Consider the following 18,776-nt stretch of genomic DNA (forward strand, 5'->3'; position numbering starts at 1 on the left):
TGGAGCAATTGTGAGAATGCCTTGCGCCGCAACGGATTGCGGCCCCGACTGATGCTTACGACACCAGGAGATACCACGTGGTCTTCAAGAAGATGTTGGGCGCCCTCGGGGTCGGCGGTCCCAGCGTCGACACGGTGCTGTCCAATCCCAACACCCGGCCCGGTCTGCCGCTGACCGGCCAGGTCAACCTCACCGGCGGCAGCAACGACGTCGAGCTCGCCCACGTCACGCTCGGCCTGGTCACCCGCATCGAGGTCGAGACCGGCGGCGGCGACCACGGCGCGGTCGGCGAGTTCCACCGCACCCCGGTGGCCGGCCGCTTCAAGCTCAACGCGGGCCAGCAGCTCTCGATCCCGTTCCAGGTCGACATGCCGTGGGAGACACCGGTCACCGACGTCTACGGCCAGCGCCTGCACGGCATGACGATGGGCCTGCGCACCGAGGTGGCCATCGACCGCGCCGTCGACAAGGGTGACCTCGACCCGGTCGCGGTGCACCCGCTGCCCATCCAGGAGCGCATCCTGGAGGCGTTCGGCCGCCTCGGCTTCCGGTTCAAGGGCGCCGACCTCGAATACGGCCGGATCCACGGCGTCAACCAGACGCTGCCGTTCTACCAGGAGATCGAGTTCTTCTCGGCGCCGCAGTACGCGCACGGCATCAGGGAGGTCGAGCTCACCTTCGTGGCCAACCCGCAGACCGTCGACGTGGTGCTCGAGTTCGACAAGCGCGGCGGCATGTTCGTCGGCGGCCACGACGCGTACGGCCGCTACACCGTGCCGCACGCCGACGCGGACGCGGCCGACTGGGCGCAGGTCGTCGACGGCTGGGTCCGGCAGGCGCTCGACCAGCGGCAGTCGTTCTTCGCGAGCCGCGGCGGCTTCCCCGGCATGGGCGGCGGCCACGGCTACCACGGCGGTCACCAGGGCCACGGCGGCCACCGCGGCAGCGGCGTCGGCGGCGTCGTCGCGGGCGCGGCCCTGGGCGTCGCCGGCGGCCTGATCGCCGGCGAGCTGATCGAGAACGCGTTCGAGGACGACGGCGGCGACGACGGTGGAGACTTCGGCGACGAGTGATCCGGATCGGCGGGGGCGGCCCGGTGCGGGCCGCCCCCGCGCCCGTCCTCAGGCGGTCGCCGCCGGCGCCAGACCCAACTCGGCCACGGCCCACTCGCGCATCTCGACCTTGCGGACCTTGCCGCTGATCGTCATCGGGAACGACTCGACCACCCGCACGTACCGCGGGATCTTGTAATGGGCGAGCTGCCCCTGACAGAACGCCCGCACCTCGTCGACGGTGAGCTGCGACCCCGGCTCGCGGACGATCACGCACGCCATGATCTCCTCGCCGTACTTCTCGTCGGGCACCCCGATCACCTGCACGTCCGAGACCTTCGGGTGCCGGTAGAGGAACTCCTCGATCTCGCGCGGGTAGACGTTCTCACCACCGCGGATGATCAGGTCCTTGATCCGGCCGACGATGTTGACGTAGCCGTCGTCCCGCATCGTCGCGAGGTCCCCGGTGTGCATCCACCGCGCCGAGTCGAGCACCTCGGCGGTCTTCTCCGGCTCGTCCCAGTAGCCGAGCATCACCGAGTAGCCTCGCGTGCACAGCTCGCCCGGCTCGCCGCGGCGCAGCGTCACCCCGGTCGCCGGGTCGACGACCTTGACCTCGAGGAACGGCAGCACCCGGCCGACGGTGCCGGTGCGCCGGTCGAGGTCGTCGTCGACCCGGGTCTGCGTCGACACCGGCGAGGTCTCGGTCATGCCGTAGCAGATCGACACCTCGGACATGTGCATCCGGTCGACGACCTTCCGCATCACCTCGACCGGGCACGGCGAGCCCGCCATGATGCCCGTACGCAGGCTGCTCAGATCGAATGAGGCGAAGTCCGGCAGGGCCAGCTCGGCGATGAACATGGTCGGCACGCCGTAGAGCGAGGTGCACCGTTGCGCGGCGACGGCCGCGAGCGTCGCCGCCGGCTCGAACGAGGGCGCGGGGATCACGATGCACGCGCCGTGCGAGGTCGCCGCGAGGTTGCCCATCACCATGCCGAAGCAGTGGTAGAACGGCACCGGCACGCAGATCCGGTCCACCTCGGTGTAGCCGCACAGCTCGCCGACGAAGAAGCCGTTGTTGAGGATGTTGTGGTGCGAGAGCGTCGCGCCCTTGGGAAACCCGGTCGTGCCCGACGTGTACTGGATGTTGATCGGGTCGTCGCTGGTCAGCGTCGCGGCGCGGGCCTCCAGGTCGGCCGCGCTCGCGCCGGCCGCGCCCGCCACCAACGAGGTCCAGGTCGGGTCGTCGAGATATGCGACGGTACGCAGCGCGGGGCACTCGCCGGCCACGGACTCGACCATCTCGCGGTAGGCGCTGCCCTTGTGCGCCAGCGCCGACACGAGCACGGAGATCCCGGACTGCCGGAGCACGAAACCGACCTCGTGCCGCCGGTACGCCGGATTGATGTTGACCATGATGGCGCCGATCGCGGCGGTCGCGTACTGCACGAGCACCCACTCGGGCCGGTTCGGCGCCCAGATGCCGACCCGGTCACCCTTGGCCACCCCGATCGCGAGCAGCGCCCGGGCCAGCTCGTCGACGTCGGCGGCCAGCTCGCGATAGCTCCAGCGCCGCCCGGAGGGCACGTCGACCAGGGCTTCGCGATCAGGAAAGCGGGCGACCGTGCGGGCGAGGTTCTGCCCGATGGTGTCGGCCAGCAAAGAGGTGTCGGACGGTCCGCTGGCGTACGCGAGCTCACTCATGTCGCCTCCCGGGTGCGATCCCCAACGGCACCGTACCCCCACGCGCACGCTGTCGGGAAAGGGACAGATAACGCCGGCCGCGCCGTCCAGAGTTGACCCATGGCAGGCGGCGTATCAGCGGATCCGATATCCGGGCACCCGACGTCCGAGATACCTCCGGAGAAGATCACCGAGTGGCTGGTCGCCGAATGCCGCGACGTCGGCAACCAGGTCGCACACCTGAACGCGGTTACCGAACGGATCATGGGCACCGTGGTCGCGGCGTTGGCGCTGACGGTCACCATCGCGGTCGGCGGCGGCCGAGCCTACCTGGCGATGTGCGTCCCGGTCCTGCTCACGGTGATCTGGGCGTACGTCCTGGTGTCGCAGAGCGATCTGCGCGGGCTCGCGGCCTACAAGGCGGAGCTGGAGATCGAGATCTCCCGCCGCTGTGGATTCCCGATCTCCCAATGGGAGTCCACCGTGGTCGCGGGTCAGCACAGCCGGACCCAGGTGCGGGTCGGCTGGTTCGTCTCGTTCGTCCTGCTCGCGATGTCCTCGGTCGCCGCGCTGGCCGCTGCCTTCACCACGCGGAAGGCCGGTAGCTGGGGACACGAGCACTCGGACCTGTTCGTGGTGTTGACCGTGCTGTCCATCCTCGTGGAGGTGGCGGTCATCGTGATCCTCACCGTGGCCAACCAGCACACCGCCACCCGGGTGGCGGCGTCGGTGCGGCGCTCGTTCGCCGCGTCGGCGGCCTAGCTACTCGACGCGGGGGCCGGTCTTCCCGGAGACGCCGAGGTCCAGGATGACCGGGATCTCCGGTGCGTCGAGCGCCTCGCGGGCGTGCGCGAGCGCCTGGCGTTCGATCCGGTCGCGCACCTCGGCCACGCGGGCGTCCTGCGTGAGGTTGACCCGGACGCCGATCTTCGGCTCCGTCGGTTCGCCGTACACCCGGACCTTGGCGTTCTGCACGCCCCGGTAGCCCTGGATCTCGTTGGTCAGCGCGTCGCGCAGCGCGGCCGAGCCGAGGGTCGTGCGCGCGCTGCCGTCGATCGAGATGTCGCCGGTCTTGCGCGCCGGGCGCAGGATCGCCACCAACCACAGCAGCGAGAGCACACCGAGCAGCGTCAGCGCCGCGGCGGCGATCGGCCAGAACCACGTGCTGTGTCCGCCGATCCAGCTCGCCGCCGGGTTCTCGAGCAGGGTGCGCGAGCTGAACCCGCTGGCGTACACGCTGAGGTTGGCCGCGATGATCGCACCGCCGATGGCGGCGAAGATCGCGCCCAGGACGATCAGGATGAGCCGGGTGGTCCGGTCGGCGTGTCCGCGCAACATCAGCGTTCCCTCGCCGTCGCGAGCTTGATGGTGATCCGCGGCGGCCGCCGCAGGTGCAGGTCGTCCACCGCCCGGTGCGTCACGTCCGCGACCGCCTGGGTGGTGACCCCCTCGGCCTGCTCGGCCCGCCGCCGGGCGTCCACGGTGACCTTGTTGCCGTGCAGGGCCACCTTGGCCTGGCTGATCCCGTCGATGTCGCCGACGGCCTGCTGGACGGTGCGCACCAGGCTGCGCCGGTCGATCGCCGCGTCGACGCCCTTCTCGCGGCCGTGCACCCGCAGCCGCTCGGGCTTGCGGGGGATGAACTGGAGGCCGAGCAGCAACAGCCCGCCGAACGCGCACAGGCCGCCGATGATCCGGACGCTGGTCGAGCTCCAGGTCTGCGTCGCCATCCAGTTGTACATGTCGTGCCAGTTGACGATCACCGGGCCGGCGCCGACCCGCTGGGCGATCAGCTCGACCACGACCAGGACGGCCAGGAACATGAAACCGAGCGCGATCGGGATCGCGATGATCCGGTTGAGCTGTTTCATCAGGACGCTCCGTCGACGACGAGGTCGGTCACGGAAATCCGGGTACGGGCGACGGTCAGCCCCGTCAACGCCTTGACCCGGTCCTCGACCGTGTTCCGGATCCACTCGGTCACGTCACCGAGCGGCTCCGCCCACCGCACGCTGATCGACATGTCGATGTAGACGACCGACGCGTCGATCCACGCGCTGACCTTGGGCCGCGAGGTCAGGTCCGAGGAACGGATGCCGAGATGCCCGGCGCCCGGCACCACGCTGCCGAACATCCGCGGTGCGGCCGAGCCGGCCCGCGGGTGCTCGTACACCGCCTGCGCCGCGAGCTTGGCCACGACCTGCGGCGCGACGACGATGTCGCCGAGGTAGTCCGGGTCGCCCGGCTCGGGCGGCGGCGCCGGCGCGGCCTCGGCGAGGTGCCGTTCCGCCCGTGCCGTGGACGTCGGTGCCGCGGAGCCGACCGGCCGACCCTGGACCGGACGGTCCTGGGTCACTGCTGACTCCGCTGCTGCTGCGACCGCTGGCGCAGCGGCGCGAACGTGGCGCCGAAGTCGACCTGACCGCCGAGCACCTTGCTCAGGGCGTACCCGACGATCGCGAACGCACCGACGATGGCCATGTCGCCGAAGTTGCCGAATGCCACCGCGAAGCCGAGCGCGATGCCGACCGCCGTACCAAAGATGGTCCTGACCATTGTCATTGTCTTCACACCCCCGAGCGCGGATCCGTGATGTCCGCGACCACGATGTCCACCCGCCGCGGCCCGGCCAGCGGCGTCGCCGCGGCCCACACCTGTCTGGCGAGTTGCCCGACCGTCGACCCGTAGCGCAGGCGCACCTGGGTGGTCACCACGTCACCTTCGATCCGGATCCCGGTGACCCGGCGCCGGGGCAGGTACGTGGCGGCCATCGCGGGTGGGCCTTCGACCAGCGCGTCGACGGCCGGGCAGTCCTCGACGACGGCGGCGAGCTTGTCGACGTCGACGCCATCGACGGTGGCGTCCGCCTCCGTCATCGGCTCCGCCGTCATGACACCCGCGACTCGCTGCTGTCGGTCGGCGTGAAGCTGCCGGAGCCGGCGCCGCTGCTCATGCCCTCGCTGTCGTCGGGCAGGTGCACGTCGTTGATGTTGACGTTGACCTCGACGACGTCCAGCCCGGTCATCCGCTCGATCGACGACTTCACGTTGCGCTGGATGCCCTTGCCGAGCTCGTTGGCGGAGATGCCGTACTCGACCACGATGTCCAGGTCGACCGCGGCCTCGTTCTCGCCGACCTCGACACCGACGCCCTGGCCGACGCTCGCCCCGGTGCTGCCGGGGATCCTCTCCTTTATGGCACCGACGGTCCGTGCGGTCCCGGTGCCCATGGCGTACACGCCGGAGACCTCGCGCGCCGCCATTCCGGCGATCTTCTGAACCACACCGTCGGCCACGGTGATCTTGCCACCGTCGTGGCCACCGCCCCGAAGGTGCTGCTGCGTATCGGCGGACCGCTGCTCGGTCCGGCTGGCAGTCTGCGTCATCACTACGTCCCGTTCGTGAGGATTGACGACAGGTTGTGCAACGACAACTGACTTACCGCGATAATCTCCGTTAAACCACCCCGTGGTGTTTGACGAGTCACGACATGCCCGCCCTCGCGGGGTGCGGGTATGGGACGGGCCGCGTCGGGGAACATGGCCGCATGGCCAGGTACGCGCTCAATCCCGCCGCGGTGCGCAAGGCGCGCCAGTTGATCGACGCGAAGCAGTACGTGCTCAACAGCGACTGGGGTGTGGCGCAGCCGCGCGCCGACGACGAGAACAGCTATCTCGAACGGCACACCTGGGACGAGCTCGCGCAGTGGCATCTCGGCCTGACCGAGGGCGCGGCCGACGAGACCAAGGCGCGCTACGCGTTCGTCTACGGCGACCTGCGCCGGCTGCACCGGGCCGGGCTCATCGCGGTCGTCTACCGGGCCTCCTCCTGGAAGCACAAGGAGGTCGAGCTGGCCGCGCACGACCTGCTGCAGTACCTCGACAAGGTCACCGGCTGATGGAACGCGACCTGCGCCGCCTCGCCGCCGCACACGGAGTGGTCACCGCCTACGACGCGGCCGACCGTCGCCGGACCCAGGTCGACCGGGACATCGTCGTACGCGTGCTCGGGCTCCTCGACGTCGACGCGTCCGGCCCGGCGGCGATCCGGGCGGCGCTGGCCGACGCGCAGCGGGCGGCCGACCGGCTCCCGCCGACGATCGTCCTCCGCGAGGGCGACCGCCGCGACCTGGCCGGCACCGTCACCCTCGAGGACGGCTCGACCCGCGCGGTCGCCGCGCTCGAGGACCTGCCGCTGGGCTGGCACCGCCTGACCGTCGGGGACGAGACGGTCACCCTCGTCGTGGCTCCCCGCCGCCTGCCGCCGCCACCGGCCGCCTGGGGCTGGATGGTGCAGCTCTACGCGCTGCGCTCCCGGGCCTCCTGGGGCATGGGCGACCTCGGCGACCTGCGCGAGTTCGCCGGCTGGGCCGCCGGCACCGGTGCCGGTCTCGTGCTGCTCAACCCCCTCCACGCGATCGGGCCCAACCACCCCGTGCAGGCATCGCCCTACTCCCCCTCGTCCCGCCGGTTCGCCAACCCCCTCTACATCAGGGTCGCCGACACCGCCGAATATCGGCGCGCCGACGACGCGCTCAGGGCCAAGGTCGACGCCCTGCGACCCGACCAGGCCGAGCTGATCGACTACGACGCGGTCTGGCAGGCCAAGCGCGGCGCCCTGGAGCTGCTCTTCCCGTCGGCGGCGCGCGAGCCCGCGGGCCAGGACCTGACCCGGTTCGCCACCTACTGCGCCCTCGCCGAGCAGCACGGCACCGACTGGCGGCGGTGGCCGGCCGGCCTGACCGCGGACCAGACCCGCGTCGACTTCCACGCCTGGCTCCAGCGCCTCTGCGACCAGCAGCTCGCGGCCGCCGCGGAGGCGGCCCGCGACATGCCGGTGGGCATCGTCCACGACCTGGCCGTCGGCGTCGACCCGGGCGGCGCCGACGGCTGGCAGCTCGGCGACGTCCTGGCACAGGGCGTCCGGGTCGGCGCGCCGCCGGACGCGTTCAACCAGCTCGGCCAGGACTGGGGGCTGGCGGCCTGGCGACCGGACCGGCTGGCCGCGACGGGCTACGCCGCCTACCGCGACATGCTGCGCGCCCTGCTGCGGCACGGCGGCGGCATCCGCGTCGACCACGTGGCCGGGCTGTCCCGGCTCTGGTGGATCCCGCCGGGCGCCGGCGCCGCCGAGGGCACCTACGTCCGCTACGACGCCGACGCGATGTTCGGCATCCTCGCCCTCGAGGCCCACCGGGCCGGCGCGGTCGTGATCGGCGAGGACCTCGGCACCGTGCAGCCGTCCGTGACGCGGGCCCTGCGCGGGCGCAACATGCTCGGCTCGACCGTGCTCTGGTTCACCCGCGACGGCGACGAGTTCGTCGCGCCGCGGAAGTGGCCGCGCACCGCCCTCGCATCGGTCTCCACCCATGACCTGCCGACCGCCAAGGGCTTCCTGACCGAGGAGCACGTGGACGTCCGTGCGCGGCTGGGCCTGCTGGCGACGTCCGAAGAGGCCGAACGCACCCGGGCACGGGCAGACAAAGCAGCCCTGGTCGCCATGTTGCGGCAGGCCGGACTGTTGTCCGAAGTGGACGATGATGCGATCGTCACAGCGTTGCACGCGGCGCTGGCGGCCAGCCCAGCCCGGTTGATCACCGCTTCGCTCTACGATGTCCTCGGCGAGACCCGCCAGCCCAACCTGCCGGGCACGACCGACCAGTACCCCAACTGGCGGCTGCCGCTGCCGCTGTCTCGGGAGGAGATCCAGGAGCATCCGGGGGTACGCGAGGTCGCGCGCCTGTTGGCCGCCGCGCGGCCGCGGCCACGGCACCGGGATTAACCGGGCAAAAAGGGTTTACCACCGCCCGAATGGGGCACCCGCGTCAACACGGACGGCGGCTCACCGGTCAGCGACGACGAGCGCCGGCGTCCGGCGTGACAGAAGAGCACGGAGGGGTAGATGAGCACGGAAGCTCGCGCCGAGATCGGCGTGACCGGCCTGTCGGTGATGGGTCGCAACCTCGCCCGCAACCTGGCCCGCAACGGGTTCAGCGTGGCGCTGCACAACCGCACCGTCGCGCGCACCAACCACCTGGTCGCGGAGCACGGCGACGAGGGCGACTTCATCCCGAGCGAGTCGATGGCCGACTTCGTCGCGTCGCTGAGGCGGCCGCGCGCGGTCATCATCATGGTCAAGGCCGGCAAGGCGACCGACGCCGTGATCGACGAGCTCGTGCCGTTGCTCGAGAAGGACGACATCGTCATCGACGCCGGCAACGCCCACTTCGTCGACACCGCCCGGCGCGAGCGCGACCTCGCCGCCAAGGGCCTGCACTTCGTCGGCACCGGCGTCTCCGGCGGCGAGGAGGGCGCGCTGCTCGGGCCGAGCATCATGCCCGGCGGCTCGGCCGAGTCCTACCGCAAGCTGGGCCCGATCTTCGAGAAGATCGCGGCGCAGGTCGACGGCACCCCGTGCTGCGTGCACGTGGGTCCGGGCGCGGCCGGGCACTTCGTCAAGATGGTGCACAACGGCATCGAGTACGCCGACATGCAGCTCATCGCCGAGGCGTACGACCTGCTCCGGGCGGGTCTGGGTGCTTCGCCGGCGGAGATCGCCTACATCTTCCGCGAGTGGAACAGCGGCGACCTCGACTCGTTCCTGATCCAGATCACCGCCGAGGTGCTCGCGCACACCGACGGCAAGACCGGCCAGCCGTTCATCGACGTCGTCGCGGACCGCGCCGAGCAGAAGGGCACCGGCCGCTGGACCGTGCAGAGCGCGCTCGACCTGGGCGTGCCGATCACCGGCATCGCCGAGGCGACGTTCGCGCGGTCGCTGTCGGGCCACGTCAACCAGCGTGCGGCCGCTCAGGAGACGTATGCGGGCCGCGCCGCCGACACCGACATCGCCGGCCTGGTCGAGGACCGCAAGCAGTTCATCGAGGACGTGCGCAACGCGCTCTACGCGTCGAAGATCGTCGCGTACGCGCAGGGCTTCGACCACATCCGGGCCGGCAGCAAGGACAACGACTGGGGCATCGACCCGGGCGCCATGGCGACGATCTGGCGGGGCGGCTGCATCATCCGGGCCAAGTTCCTCGACCGGATCCGCGAGGTGTACGCCGAGAACCCGTACCTCGAGAGCCTGCTCGTCGCCCCCTACTTCGCCGAGGCCGTCGCGAACGGCTTCGAAAGCTGGCGGCGGGTGCTCGTCACCGCGATCCGCGGCGGCGTGCCCACCCCGGTCTTCTCCTCGTCGCTGGCCTACGTGGACGCGCTGCGCCGCCCCCGGCTCCCCGCCGCGCTGATCCAGGGCCTGCGGGACAACTTCGGCGCGCACACCTACAACCGCGTCGATCGCGACGGCTCCTTCCACACGATGTGGGCCGAGGACAAGCGGGAGGTCGACGCCTAGCGGCGGCCGCCCGGCCGCGGCCCCGGACTCATCCGGGGTCGCGGCAGGAATGAGGCGAGGGTCATGAGTGAGCAAGGCGTAGCGGTGCTGAGCCGGCCGGTCCGGCGCTTCGTGATCCACACGGGGCGGCCGTACGACCAGTTCCGCAAGCAGTGGGAGCGCGCCGTGCCGGCGTGGTCCTGGGGCACGGCGGTGGCGGAGGCCAAGGGCGGCGGCGGCTGGCCGGCCCTGGAGAACCTGTCCAACCGCACCGCCGCCGACGGCCTGGTCAACATCTCGACGTTCGACCCGAGCCCGGTGATGCGGCTCGCCGGCCACGAACTGCGGGCGGTCACCTACCTGGCCGACAACCTGGTGATCGAAGAGGGCCTCTACAAGCACGACCCGGCGGTGATCGAATACCTGCCGGTGCGCCTGACCATCTCCGAACAGCCGGGCGACGACTCGACGCTGACCTTCGACAAGCCGTGCGACCTCTTCGGCGGCTACGCGATCCAGGACCTGGTCGAACACGCCACCCAGGTCGAAGAGGCCATCGCCACGGTCCTACGCAAGGTCAACCTGCCGATCCCGCCGGAACTGACCAGGCCTTAGACACGCCGTTGGACGTGTAGCAGGTACTCCCGGCGGTCGAGCGGGTTGTGGTCGGTGCGCGGGCGTTCCGGCCGCGGGCACGGTGTCGGGCGGTAGTGGTCGAAGGCGGTCTCCAGCACGCCCTCGCCCCGGGTCAGGGACGGCAGGCGGGTCTCCCACTCGTGCACCCGGGCCGCCGCGACGTCGCCCTCGACCACCGCGGTCCTGCCGTCGGTCGTGGTGCCGGTGGGCAGGCCGCCCAGCTTGCCGAGCACCGGGACCACCGCGCCGAGCAGGTCCGTCGGCAGCTCCAGGCGGAACCGGTGCACCGGCTCCTCGACGACCGTGCCCGCCCGCTGGAGTGCGGACATCAGCACCAGCGGGGTGAGGTTGCGGAAGTCGCCGGCCGTGCTCGACATGCTCTTGTCGAACGTCCCGTGCGCGTGGCTCTGCCGCGCCCAGTAGCCCGAGTGCGTCATCGTCACCACGCAGTCGACCACCTGCCAGCCGTGCGGTCCCGCGCCCAGCACCTCGTGCACGGTCTCCTGCACCGCGGTGAAGAACGCCGGCGGCATCGAACCCAGCTCGACGCCGAGCCGGAACGCGTTGCCGGAGCCGGGCGGCCCCGGCTCGACGCGCAGGCCGACGGTGGCGAGGAACGGCCCCTCGCCGATCCGCTCGACCGCGGCGCCGGCGCCGGCCACCCGCTCGACGCAGATGGTCGTGGACTCGCGGAACGTGACGGCCAGCCCGTACTCCGTGGCCAGGGTCGCCTGGATGACCTCTTTCTGCACCTCGCCGTAGAGCGAGACCGACGTCTCGTCGCGGACGTCGTCGCGGCGCAGGTCGATCAGCGGGTCCTGCTCGGCGAGCTGGGTCAGCGCGGTGTGCAGCGCACCCGACCGGTCCGCGCGGTCCGGGACGACGACCGTCTCCAGCGAGGGCGGCGCGAAGTGCCGGTCGGCGCCGCTGGGGCGGGGCGCGCCGACCGGGTCGCCGATCCGCACGTCGGCCAGCCCGCGGAGCACGGCGATCCGGCCGGCGGACACCGCGGTCGCGGCGACCCGGGCGTTGCCGCGGTCGAGCACGCTGATCCCGGTGATCCGCGCTTCGCCACCCGGCACGGCCACCTTGTCGCGGACGGCGAGGGTGCCGGCGAACATCCGCACGTAGGCGAGCTTCTCGCCGGCCGGGCCGCGGTCGACCTTGAACACGGTGCCGGACGGTGGCGCCGCCGGGTCGCCGTCCGCGGCCGGCAGCAGGTCACGGATCCCGGCCATCAGCTCGGGTACGCCGGTGCCGGTGATCGCCGAGCCGGCGTACACGGGATGGACCCAGGTCCTGGCGGTCTGGACCGCGAGCTCGCGGCGGAGCTGTGCCCGGGTGACACCGCCGTCCCGGACGAACGCGGTGAGCACCGCGTCGGACCGCTCGGCCAGCAGGTCCGCGAGCCCGGGGTGCCCGGGTGCGAAGGTGGCGTCGCGGGTGCCGGCGGCGTGGACCGTGCCCATCGGCTGCGGGGTCAGGCCCAGCTTGTGCGCGAGGTCGGCGAGCAGCGCGGCCGGCCGGGCACCGCCGCGGTCGACCTTGTTGAGGAAGACCAGCAGCGGGATGCCCAGCCGGCGCAGCGCCCGGGTGAGGATCCGGGTCTGCGGCTGCACGCCCTCGACGGCGGAGACCACGAGCACGGCGCCGTCGAGCACGGCGAGGACCCGCTCCACCTCGGCGATGAAGTCCGGGTGGCCGGGCGTGTCGATCAGGTTGACGGTGACGTCGCCGATCGCGAACGACACCACCGCGGACTTGATGGTGATGCCGCGCTGCCGTTCGAGAGCGAGCGTGTCGGTGCGGGTGCTGCCCGCGTCGACGCTGCCGACCTCGTCGATCACACCGGCGGCATGGAGGAGCCGCTCGGTCAGACTGGTCTTACCGGCGTCGACATGAGCGAGAATCCCGAGATTGAGCGTGCGCAAGCGCGATGTCCTTCACGAAGGCGGAATGGGCCAGCGGAACGAACACGCGAGCTGCACGCATCTCTTGGTTCTCCTCTCGATGTCTTTGGGCTTACACCTCACCAGCCCGCGGCGCGGGCCGGCAAGCGATTTACAGGTGCGCGGTGAGCAGGGCGCGCAATGCCGACTTGGGCCGCGCGCCGACGGTGGCACTGACCAGCTCGCCACCCTTGAAGATCAACAGCGTGGGCAACGACCGCACCTGGTACGCCCGGCAGGTAGCCGGGTTCTCGTCGGCGTCGAGGGTGGCCACGACCATCTTCCCGGCGAGCTCCTCGGCCAACTCGGCCAAGCTGCGCGAGATCGCGTGACAGGGCGGGCACCACTCTGCCCAGACGTCGACGACGACGGGCGTCTGCGACGCGAGCACGTCAGCGGCGAACGTCTCGTCGGTAACGGTGACTAGCAGGTCTTGCTGAAGCATGCGGTCTCCCGGCTCTGGATGGCGAGGTTGAGCTGACCGACGAGCGTCTCCCGCACGTCCCGCATCCGCGCGATGCCGGCGTCGACCTCGGCGATCTTGCGACGCAACACGGCGACCGAGTCGGGACAGACATCCCCGGACGGATGCCCGGCCCGCAGACAGTCGACGAACGGGCGTATGTCGTCGAGCCCGAACCCGACGGCGAGCAGTGCCCGAATCTCCCGCACGACCCGCAACTCCGCGTCGTCATAGACCCGGTAGCCGTTGGCGGACCGCCCGGCCCGCAGAAGCCCGTGCGTCTCGTAGTACCGCAACGCCCGGGCACTCGTGCCGGCCGCCTCGGCCAACTCCCCGATCAGCATGGAACCGACGCTAGACCTTGCCACCGACGTCAAGGCAAGGACGACGGTCACGCCGGCCCCGGGAATCGCTGAGCGTTGCCTTTCCTGAATTAGCCTAGGCTTACCTTTCGAGCCTGCGTCGGTAACGCCGTTTCCGATCTCGCCATCGCCTTTAAAGAGAGCCTCTGACCTGCTTAAACATCATTAGCAACGCACGACTCAAATCGTTGCGCCCGAGTGCTGGAGGTTATTTGTTGTTAGGCTCGACGGAACATCTTGCGGCCCATTGAGGAAGCAGAGGACATCATGAAAACTCTCCTGCAGATGCCGGCCGTTGGTGAATGCGCGGCCACCGCGTGCAGCTTCAACGACGGCGGCTGTCACGCGCCCGCGGTGACCATCGCGTCGACCGGCGACGCCGCGTCGTGCGCGACCTTCGTCGAGTCGTCGGTGCGCGGCGGCATCGCCGACGTCACCGGCAGCGTGGGTGCCTGCGCGCGCACGGAATGCGTCCACAACACCAACCTGGCGTGCAAGGCGGAGTCCGTGCGGATCGGCCCCGGCGCCACCGTCAGCGACTGCCTGACCTACCAGGCCGCCTGACCAGGCAACGGCCCCTTCACGGCGGGAATTAGGTAAGGCTACCCTGGACGCCTGCACCGGTTCCCGCCGAAGGAGGCCGCATGGCGTCGGACGCCAGCCGGATGTCGGACGGCGTCCCCATCAGCGACGCGGTGGCGGCGCGCTCCGTCCTGGCGGTGTCCGGCTCGTTGCGGCTGACCGCGGGCAATGCGACCGCTGACCTCGTCGCCGCGCACACCGTCCTGCCCGACGGCTCGGTGGCGCTCGCGGTCGACGCCATGACCCCGGCCGGCGGCGGCCTCGTGGGGGCTCGCGGCCGGCACGGCGGTGTGCGGCTCGAGGTGACCTCGGTGGTGCCGGTGCGGGTGCGCTGCCGCGTACGCGCCCGGGTCACCGTTACGGGCACCGTGCGCCCGCTGGACCCGGCGACTCTGGACGAATGTGACGCCGACACCGTGCAGGCGCTCCTCGACCTGCCGCCGGCGGCCCTGTGGACCGTCGAGCCGGTCGCCGTGCACATCGCGCGGCACTCGACCGCCGCGGACGTGGCGATCGCCGACTACCGTGCCGCCCGGCCCGACCCCGTCGCGGCGGTCGAGGCGACCACGTTGCACCACCTCGTCCGGCACGACGGCCCGGGCATCGCGCACCTGACCCGGCTCCCGTCGACGGCCGGCGCCCGCCTCGTCCCGGTCGCGATCGACGCCGACGGGCTGACGATGCGGTCCGAGACCCGCGACGCACACCACGACGTCCGCGTGCGGTTCGGGTCGCGGGTCACCGGCGAGGCCGACCTGGCCCGCGAGCTGGCCCTGCTCCGGGCGGACCAACCCGGCCGCCGCTGACCCGCGGCAGGGACGCATGGCTCGTCCCCGCCGCGGTGGCCTTTCAGATGCCCTGGGCCAGGCGGTGGTAGGCGGCGCTCCAGCGCAGCTCCTTGGTCAGGCCCCGGCGGGTCGTGTCGGCGTCGATGTGGACCAGTTCGATGCCCAGGTGGTCGGCGATGATGGCGATCTCGTCCGCCGTCACCGCCGTCGACAGGACCGTGTGGTGCGGGCCGCCCGCGGTCAGCCAGCCCTCCGTCGCCGTCGAGAAGTCCGGGCGGGGTGTCCAGACCGCGCGGGCCACCGGCAGGTTCGGCAGCGGCTCGTCGGGCGACACCAGGTCGACGTCGTTGGCCACCCAGCGGAACCGGTCGCCCAGGTCGGCCCAGCCGACCACCACGCCCGGGCCCGTGGCCGCGGTGAAGACCAGGCGGGCCGGGTCTTCCCGGCCGCCGATGCCCAGCGGGTGCACCTCGATGCGCGGGCGTTCGCCGGCGATCGTCGGGCAGACCTCCAGCATGTGCGCGCCGAGGATCTTCGGGGTGCCGGGGCCCAGGTGGTAGGTGTAGTCCTCCATGAAGGACGTGCCGCCGGGGCGGCCGTGGCCGACCACCTTGAGGATCCGCAGCAGCGCCGAGGTCTTCCAGTCGCCCTCGCCGCCGAAGCCGTAGCCGTCGGCCATCAGGCGCTGCACCGCCAGGCCCGGAAGTTGCCGCAGCCCGCCCAGGTCCTCGAAGTTCGTGGTGAACGCCCGCGCCGGGCCGAGGAACGACCGCAGGCCGGCCTCGATCCGCGCCTGGTAGCGGACGCTCTCGTGCCGGTCGCCGCCCGGCCGCAGGTCCTCCGCGATCTCGAACACGTCGAGGTACTCGGCGACCAGCGCGTCCACCGCCTTGTCGGGCACCGCGTCGACCGCGGCGACCAGGTCGTTGACGCCCCACGTCGACACCGACACGCCGACCCGCAGCTGGGCCTCGACCTTGTCGCCCTCGGTGACCGCGACGTCGCGCATGTTGTCGCCGAACCGGGTCAGCTTCAGCGAGCGCGCCTCGGCCACGCCCGTCGCCGCGCGCGCCCACGCGCCGATCCGGGAGGCGACCGCCGGGTCGCTGACGTGCCCGGCCACCGTGGTGCGCGGCACCCGCAGCCGGGTCAGCGTGAAGCCGAACTCCCGGTCGCCGTGCGCCGCCTGGTTGAGGTTCATGAAGTCCATGTCGATCGTCGCCCACGGCAGGGCGGCGTCGGCTTGGGTGTGCAGGTGCAGCAGCGGCTTGCGCAGCGCGTCGAGACCGGCGATCCACATCTTGGCCGGCGAGAACGTGTGCATCCAGGTGATCACGCCGACGCACGACGGGGTCTCGTTGGCCTGCCCGATCACGGTGCGGATCGCGTCGGAGCTGGTCAGCACCGGCTGCCAGACGACGCGGACGGGAAGGTCCAGCGCGGCCGCCACCCGCTGGGACTGGGAGGCCACCTGGGCGAGGGTGTCCTCGCCGTACAGGCCCTGGCTGCCCGTCAGGAACCACACTTCCCTGCCGGCATAGGGGTCGTCGATCACGATCTGTCCTTTCACCGCTGCCCGTAGACGTTCTGGTACCGCTCGTAGAGCGAGTCGATGTCGGCCTGCGCGATCGGCAGCGGCTCGCCGAGCTGCCGGGCCAGGTGCACCGTGCGGGCCACGTCCTCGCACATCACCGCCGCCTTGACCGCCGACCGGGCGCTGTCGCCGATGGTGAACACGCCGTGGTTGCGCATCAGCACGGCCGGCGAGCGCTGGCCGGCGAGCGTCGCGACGATGCCCTGGCCGATCGAGTCGTCGCCGATGAGCGCGAACGGGCCGACCGGGATCGGGCCGCCGAACTCGTCGGCCATCGCGGTCAGCACGCACGGGATCGCCTCGCCACGGGCGGACCAGGCGGTCGCGTACGGGCTGTGGGTGTGCACCACCCCGTTGACGGCCGGGAGGTGCCGGTAGACGTACGCGTGCGCGGCGGTGTCGCTGGACGGCCGGCGCACACCGTCGACCACGGTGCCGTCCAGGTCGCACACGGTGATGCCTTCCCACGAGAGGCCGTCGTACGAGACGCCGCTGCCCTTGATCACGAACAGGTCCTCGCCCGGCACCCGCTCGGAGACGTTGCCGGCCGTCCAGGTGACCAGGGCGTACCGGACCAGTTCGCCGTGCAGGGCGGCGACCTGCGCCCGCTGCTCCTGGTGCAGCCCGCGCTCGGTCCGCGTCGGTGCGGTCACGCGTCCTCCTTCGACTTCGAGCCGGCCACCGCGGTGCGGCGGATGTCGCGCAGCCGGTGCAGCACGTCGTTGCCGCCCCGGCCGAAGTGGTCGTGCAGCCGCCGGTACTCCTCGTACAGCGCGTCGTAGGCGGTCGCACGCTTCTCGTCGGGCACGTAGACGGCCCGTTCGACCTTGCCCATCGCGGCCGCCGCGGCGTGCACGTCGGGGTAGGCGCCGGCCGCGACCGCCGCGTGGATGGCCGAGCCGAGCGCCGGACCCTGCTCCGACCCGATCACCGACAACGGGCGCCGGCAGACGTCCGCGTAGAGCTGCATCAGGAACGCGTTGCGCAGCAGCCCACCGGCGACGACGAGCTCGGAGACCGGGACGCCGCTGCTCTCGAACGCCTCGACGATGGTCCGGGTGCCGAACGCGGTCGCCTCCAGCAGCGCGCGGTAGACGTCCTCGGCCCGGGTCGCCAGGGTGGCGCCGACCAGCACACCGGACAGCTCGTGGTCGACCAGCACGGACCGGTTGCCGCCGTGCCAGTCGAGCGCGACGAGCCCGTGCTCCCCCACCGCCTGGGCGGCGGCGAGCGAGGTCAGGTAGTCGTGGATCCCGACGCCCTCGGCGGCCGCCGCAGACACATAGGACGGTGGCACGAAGTTGTCGACGTGCCACGCGAAGATGTCGCCGACCCCGCTCTGCCCCGCCTCGTAGCCGTAGAGGCCCGGCACGATCCCGCCGTCGACGACGCCGCACATGCCGGGCACCTCGCCCAGCCGGTCGCTGTTCATCACGTGACAGGTCGAGGTGCCCATCACCATCAGCATCTGACCGGGCTGCGTGGCCTGCGCGGCCGGCGCGGTGACGTGAGCGTCCACATTGCCCACACACACCGCGATGCCCTCGGGCAGCCCGGTCCACTCGGACGCCGCGGCCGTCAGCCCACCGGCCAGAGCGCCGAGCTGACCGATCTCGTGCTCCAGCTTGTCGGTCACGAACGACGCGAACCCGGGGTTCAGCTCGGCGAGATAGGCCGGGGACGGATAGGCACCGTCCTGGTAGATCCCCTTGTAGCCGGCAGTGCAGGCGTTGCGCAGGTAGCGGCCGCAGAGCTGCCAGACGATCCAGTCGGCCGCCTCGACCCAGCGCTCCGTCGCGGCGTACACCTCGGGATCGTCCTCGAGCACCTGCAGCGCCTTGGCGAACTCCCACTCGCTGGAGATCCTGCCGCCGTAGCGCGCCAGCCACTTCTCGCCACGGGCGGCGGCCAGCGCGTTGATCCGGTCGGCGTGCGGCTGCGCGGAATGATGCTTCCAGAGCTTCGGGTACGCGTGCGGCCGGTCCCGGAACGAGGGCAGCGCACACAACGGCGTGCCGTCCACAGTGGTCGGCAGCACCGTGCAGGCGGTGAAGTCGGTCCCGATGCCGATCACCTCGGCCGGGTCCACCCCGCTGGCCCGCACCGCCGCCGGCACCGCCGTGCGCAGCACCTCGACCCAGTCCGACGGCATCTGCAGCGCCCAGTCCGGCGGCAGCTTCGCACCGGTGGCCGGCAGCCGGTCCTCGACCACGGCGTGCTCGTAGGGGTGCACCGCGCTGGCCAGCTCCGCACCGTCGGACACCCGGACGACCACCGCCCGGCCCGACAAGGTGCCGAAGTCGACCCCGACGACGTACGCGTTCGTCATG

At 71.6% G+C, this 18,776-nt stretch carries 21 protein-coding genes; 8 read left to right on the forward strand and 13 right to left on the reverse strand.

Features of this window, described 5'->3' with window-relative positions; translation table 11 throughout:
* Window positions 1-77 precede the first annotated feature (77 nt).
* Entirely contained in the window at window positions 78-1,073 is a 996-nt protein-coding gene (locus tag Air01nite_RS00550; RefSeq protein ID WP_203699743.1) for a sporulation protein, read from the forward strand.
* A gap of 48 nt (window positions 1,074-1,121) precedes the next feature.
* Here the strand turns inward: Air01nite_RS00550 and Air01nite_RS00555 are convergent, their stop codons facing one another.
* Window positions 1,122-2,759 (reverse strand): AMP-binding protein, encoded by a 1,638-nt coding sequence (locus tag Air01nite_RS00555; protein ID WP_203699744.1) that lies wholly within the window; start codon window positions 2,757-2,759, stop codon window positions 1,122-1,124.
* 99 nt (window positions 2,760-2,858) lie between these two features.
* Between Air01nite_RS00555 and Air01nite_RS00560 the strand changes: the two genes are divergently transcribed.
* Entirely contained in the window at window positions 2,859-3,500 is a 642-nt protein-coding gene (locus Air01nite_RS00560; protein ID WP_203699745.1) for a hypothetical protein, read from the forward strand.
* Here Air01nite_RS00560 and amaP read toward each other — a convergent pair whose 3' ends face one another.
* From amaP to Air01nite_RS00590, 6 genes are read right to left on the reverse strand one after another with little or no spacing between them, the layout of a single operon-like run.
* Window positions 3,501-4,076: an alkaline shock response membrane anchor protein AmaP gene (gene amaP, locus Air01nite_RS00565; protein WP_203699746.1), complete on the reverse strand. Its 576-nt coding sequence runs from the start codon at window positions 4,074-4,076 to the stop codon at window positions 3,501-3,503.
* Window positions 4,076-4,609 (reverse strand): DUF6286 domain-containing protein, encoded by a 534-nt coding sequence (locus tag Air01nite_RS00570; protein ID WP_203699747.1) that lies wholly within the window; start codon window positions 4,607-4,609, stop codon window positions 4,076-4,078. The genes amaP and Air01nite_RS00570 overlap by 1 nt, the downstream gene beginning before the upstream one ends.
* A complete protein-coding gene (locus Air01nite_RS00575; protein WP_203699748.1) occupies window positions 4,609-5,094 on the reverse strand; it encodes an Asp23/Gls24 family envelope stress response protein in 486 nt (161 codons plus the stop codon). Before Air01nite_RS00575 ends, Air01nite_RS00570 begins: the two co-directional genes overlap by 1 nt.
* Entirely contained in the window at window positions 5,091-5,300 is a 210-nt protein-coding gene (locus Air01nite_RS00580; protein WP_203699749.1) for a hypothetical protein, read from the reverse strand. The genes Air01nite_RS00575 and Air01nite_RS00580 overlap by 4 nt, the downstream gene beginning before the upstream one ends.
* 5 nt (window positions 5,301-5,305) lie before the next feature.
* On the reverse strand, window positions 5,306-5,629 hold the full coding sequence (locus tag Air01nite_RS00585; RefSeq protein WP_203699750.1) for a hypothetical protein: 324 nt from the start codon (window positions 5,627-5,629) through the stop codon (window positions 5,306-5,308).
* Window positions 5,626-6,123 carry an Asp23/Gls24 family envelope stress response protein gene (locus Air01nite_RS00590; protein WP_239090399.1) on the reverse strand — a complete coding sequence of 166 codons (498 nt, stop codon included), beginning with the start codon at window positions 6,121-6,123 and terminating at the stop codon, window positions 5,626-5,628. Before Air01nite_RS00590 ends, Air01nite_RS00585 begins: the two co-directional genes overlap by 4 nt.
* Before the next feature lie 161 nt (window positions 6,124-6,284).
* Here Air01nite_RS00590 and Air01nite_RS00595 point away from each other — a divergent pair, with 161 nt between their 5' ends.
* The 4 genes from Air01nite_RS00595 to Air01nite_RS00610 all read left to right on the forward strand — a co-directional run bounded on the left by Air01nite_RS00595 (window position 6,285) and on the right by Air01nite_RS00610 (window position 10,687).
* On the forward strand, window positions 6,285-6,635 hold the full coding sequence (locus Air01nite_RS00595; RefSeq protein ID WP_203699752.1) for a hypothetical protein: 351 nt from the start codon (window positions 6,285-6,287) through the stop codon (window positions 6,633-6,635).
* Entirely contained in the window at window positions 6,635-8,518 is a 1,884-nt protein-coding gene (gene malQ, locus Air01nite_RS00600; protein ID WP_203699753.1) for a 4-alpha-glucanotransferase, read from the forward strand. The genes Air01nite_RS00595 and malQ overlap by 1 nt, the downstream gene beginning before the upstream one ends.
* 120 nt (window positions 8,519-8,638) lie before the next feature.
* Entirely contained in the window at window positions 8,639-10,093 is a 1,455-nt protein-coding gene (gene gnd / locus Air01nite_RS00605) for an NADP-dependent phosphogluconate dehydrogenase (protein ID WP_203699754.1), read from the forward strand.
* Between the two features lie 63 nt (window positions 10,094-10,156).
* Window positions 10,157-10,687, forward strand: a complete 531-nt coding sequence (locus Air01nite_RS00610) for a DUF302 domain-containing protein (RefSeq protein WP_203699755.1) — start codon at window positions 10,157-10,159, stop codon at window positions 10,685-10,687.
* On the opposite strand, the gene Air01nite_RS00615 is transcribed toward Air01nite_RS00610, so the two are convergent.
* The 3 genes from Air01nite_RS00615 to Air01nite_RS00625 all read right to left on the reverse strand — a co-directional run bounded on the left by Air01nite_RS00615 (window position 10,684) and on the right by Air01nite_RS00625 (window position 13,464).
* Complete coding sequence (locus Air01nite_RS00615; RefSeq protein WP_203699756.1) at window positions 10,684-12,639, reverse strand: elongation factor G; 1,956 nt, start codon at window positions 12,637-12,639, stop codon at window positions 10,684-10,686. The genes Air01nite_RS00610 and Air01nite_RS00615 overlap by 4 nt on opposite strands.
* 130 nt (window positions 12,640-12,769) lie before the next feature.
* Window positions 12,770-13,102: a thioredoxin gene (trxA, locus tag Air01nite_RS00620; RefSeq protein ID WP_203699757.1), complete on the reverse strand. Its 333-nt coding sequence runs from the start codon at window positions 13,100-13,102 to the stop codon at window positions 12,770-12,772.
* Window positions 13,081-13,464 (reverse strand): MerR family transcriptional regulator, encoded by a 384-nt coding sequence (locus Air01nite_RS00625; RefSeq protein ID WP_203699758.1) that lies wholly within the window; start codon window positions 13,462-13,464, stop codon window positions 13,081-13,083. The genes trxA and Air01nite_RS00625 overlap by 22 nt, the downstream gene beginning before the upstream one ends.
* 285 nt (window positions 13,465-13,749) lie before the next feature.
* Between Air01nite_RS00625 and Air01nite_RS00630 the strand changes: the two genes are divergently transcribed.
* Both Air01nite_RS00630 and Air01nite_RS00635 read left to right on the forward strand, forming a co-directional pair.
* On the forward strand, window positions 13,750-14,046 hold the full coding sequence (locus tag Air01nite_RS00630; protein WP_203699759.1) for a DUF1540 domain-containing protein: 297 nt from the start codon (window positions 13,750-13,752) through the stop codon (window positions 14,044-14,046).
* A gap of 80 nt (window positions 14,047-14,126) precedes the next feature.
* Window positions 14,127-14,870: a DUF2470 domain-containing protein gene (locus Air01nite_RS00635; protein ID WP_203699760.1), complete on the forward strand. Its 744-nt coding sequence runs from the start codon at window positions 14,127-14,129 to the stop codon at window positions 14,868-14,870.
* A gap of 43 nt (window positions 14,871-14,913) precedes the next feature.
* Here the strand turns inward: Air01nite_RS00635 and araA are convergent, their stop codons facing one another.
* The 3 genes from araA to araB are packed head-to-tail and all read right to left on the reverse strand — an operon-like array spanning window position 14,914 to window position 18,775.
* A complete protein-coding gene (araA, locus tag Air01nite_RS00640; RefSeq protein ID WP_203699761.1) occupies window positions 14,914-16,407 on the reverse strand; it encodes an L-arabinose isomerase in 1,494 nt (497 codons plus the stop codon).
* An 11-nt stretch (window positions 16,408-16,418) separates the two neighbouring features.
* The gene (locus tag Air01nite_RS00645; protein ID WP_239090400.1) at window positions 16,419-17,099 is read right to left on the reverse strand and encodes an L-ribulose-5-phosphate 4-epimerase; all 681 of its coding nucleotides are present in this window, start codon (window positions 17,097-17,099) and stop codon (window positions 16,419-16,421) included.
* Complete coding sequence (gene araB, locus Air01nite_RS00650; RefSeq protein ID WP_203699762.1) at window positions 17,096-18,775, reverse strand: ribulokinase; 1,680 nt, start codon at window positions 18,773-18,775, stop codon at window positions 17,096-17,098. Before araB ends, Air01nite_RS00645 begins: the two co-directional genes overlap by 4 nt.
* Window position 18,776 lies beyond the last annotated feature (1 nt).

Source organism: Asanoa iriomotensis, assembly GCF_016862515.1.
In the GTDB taxonomy this organism is placed as follows: domain Bacteria; phylum Actinomycetota; class Actinomycetes; order Mycobacteriales; family Micromonosporaceae; genus Asanoa; species Asanoa iriomotensis.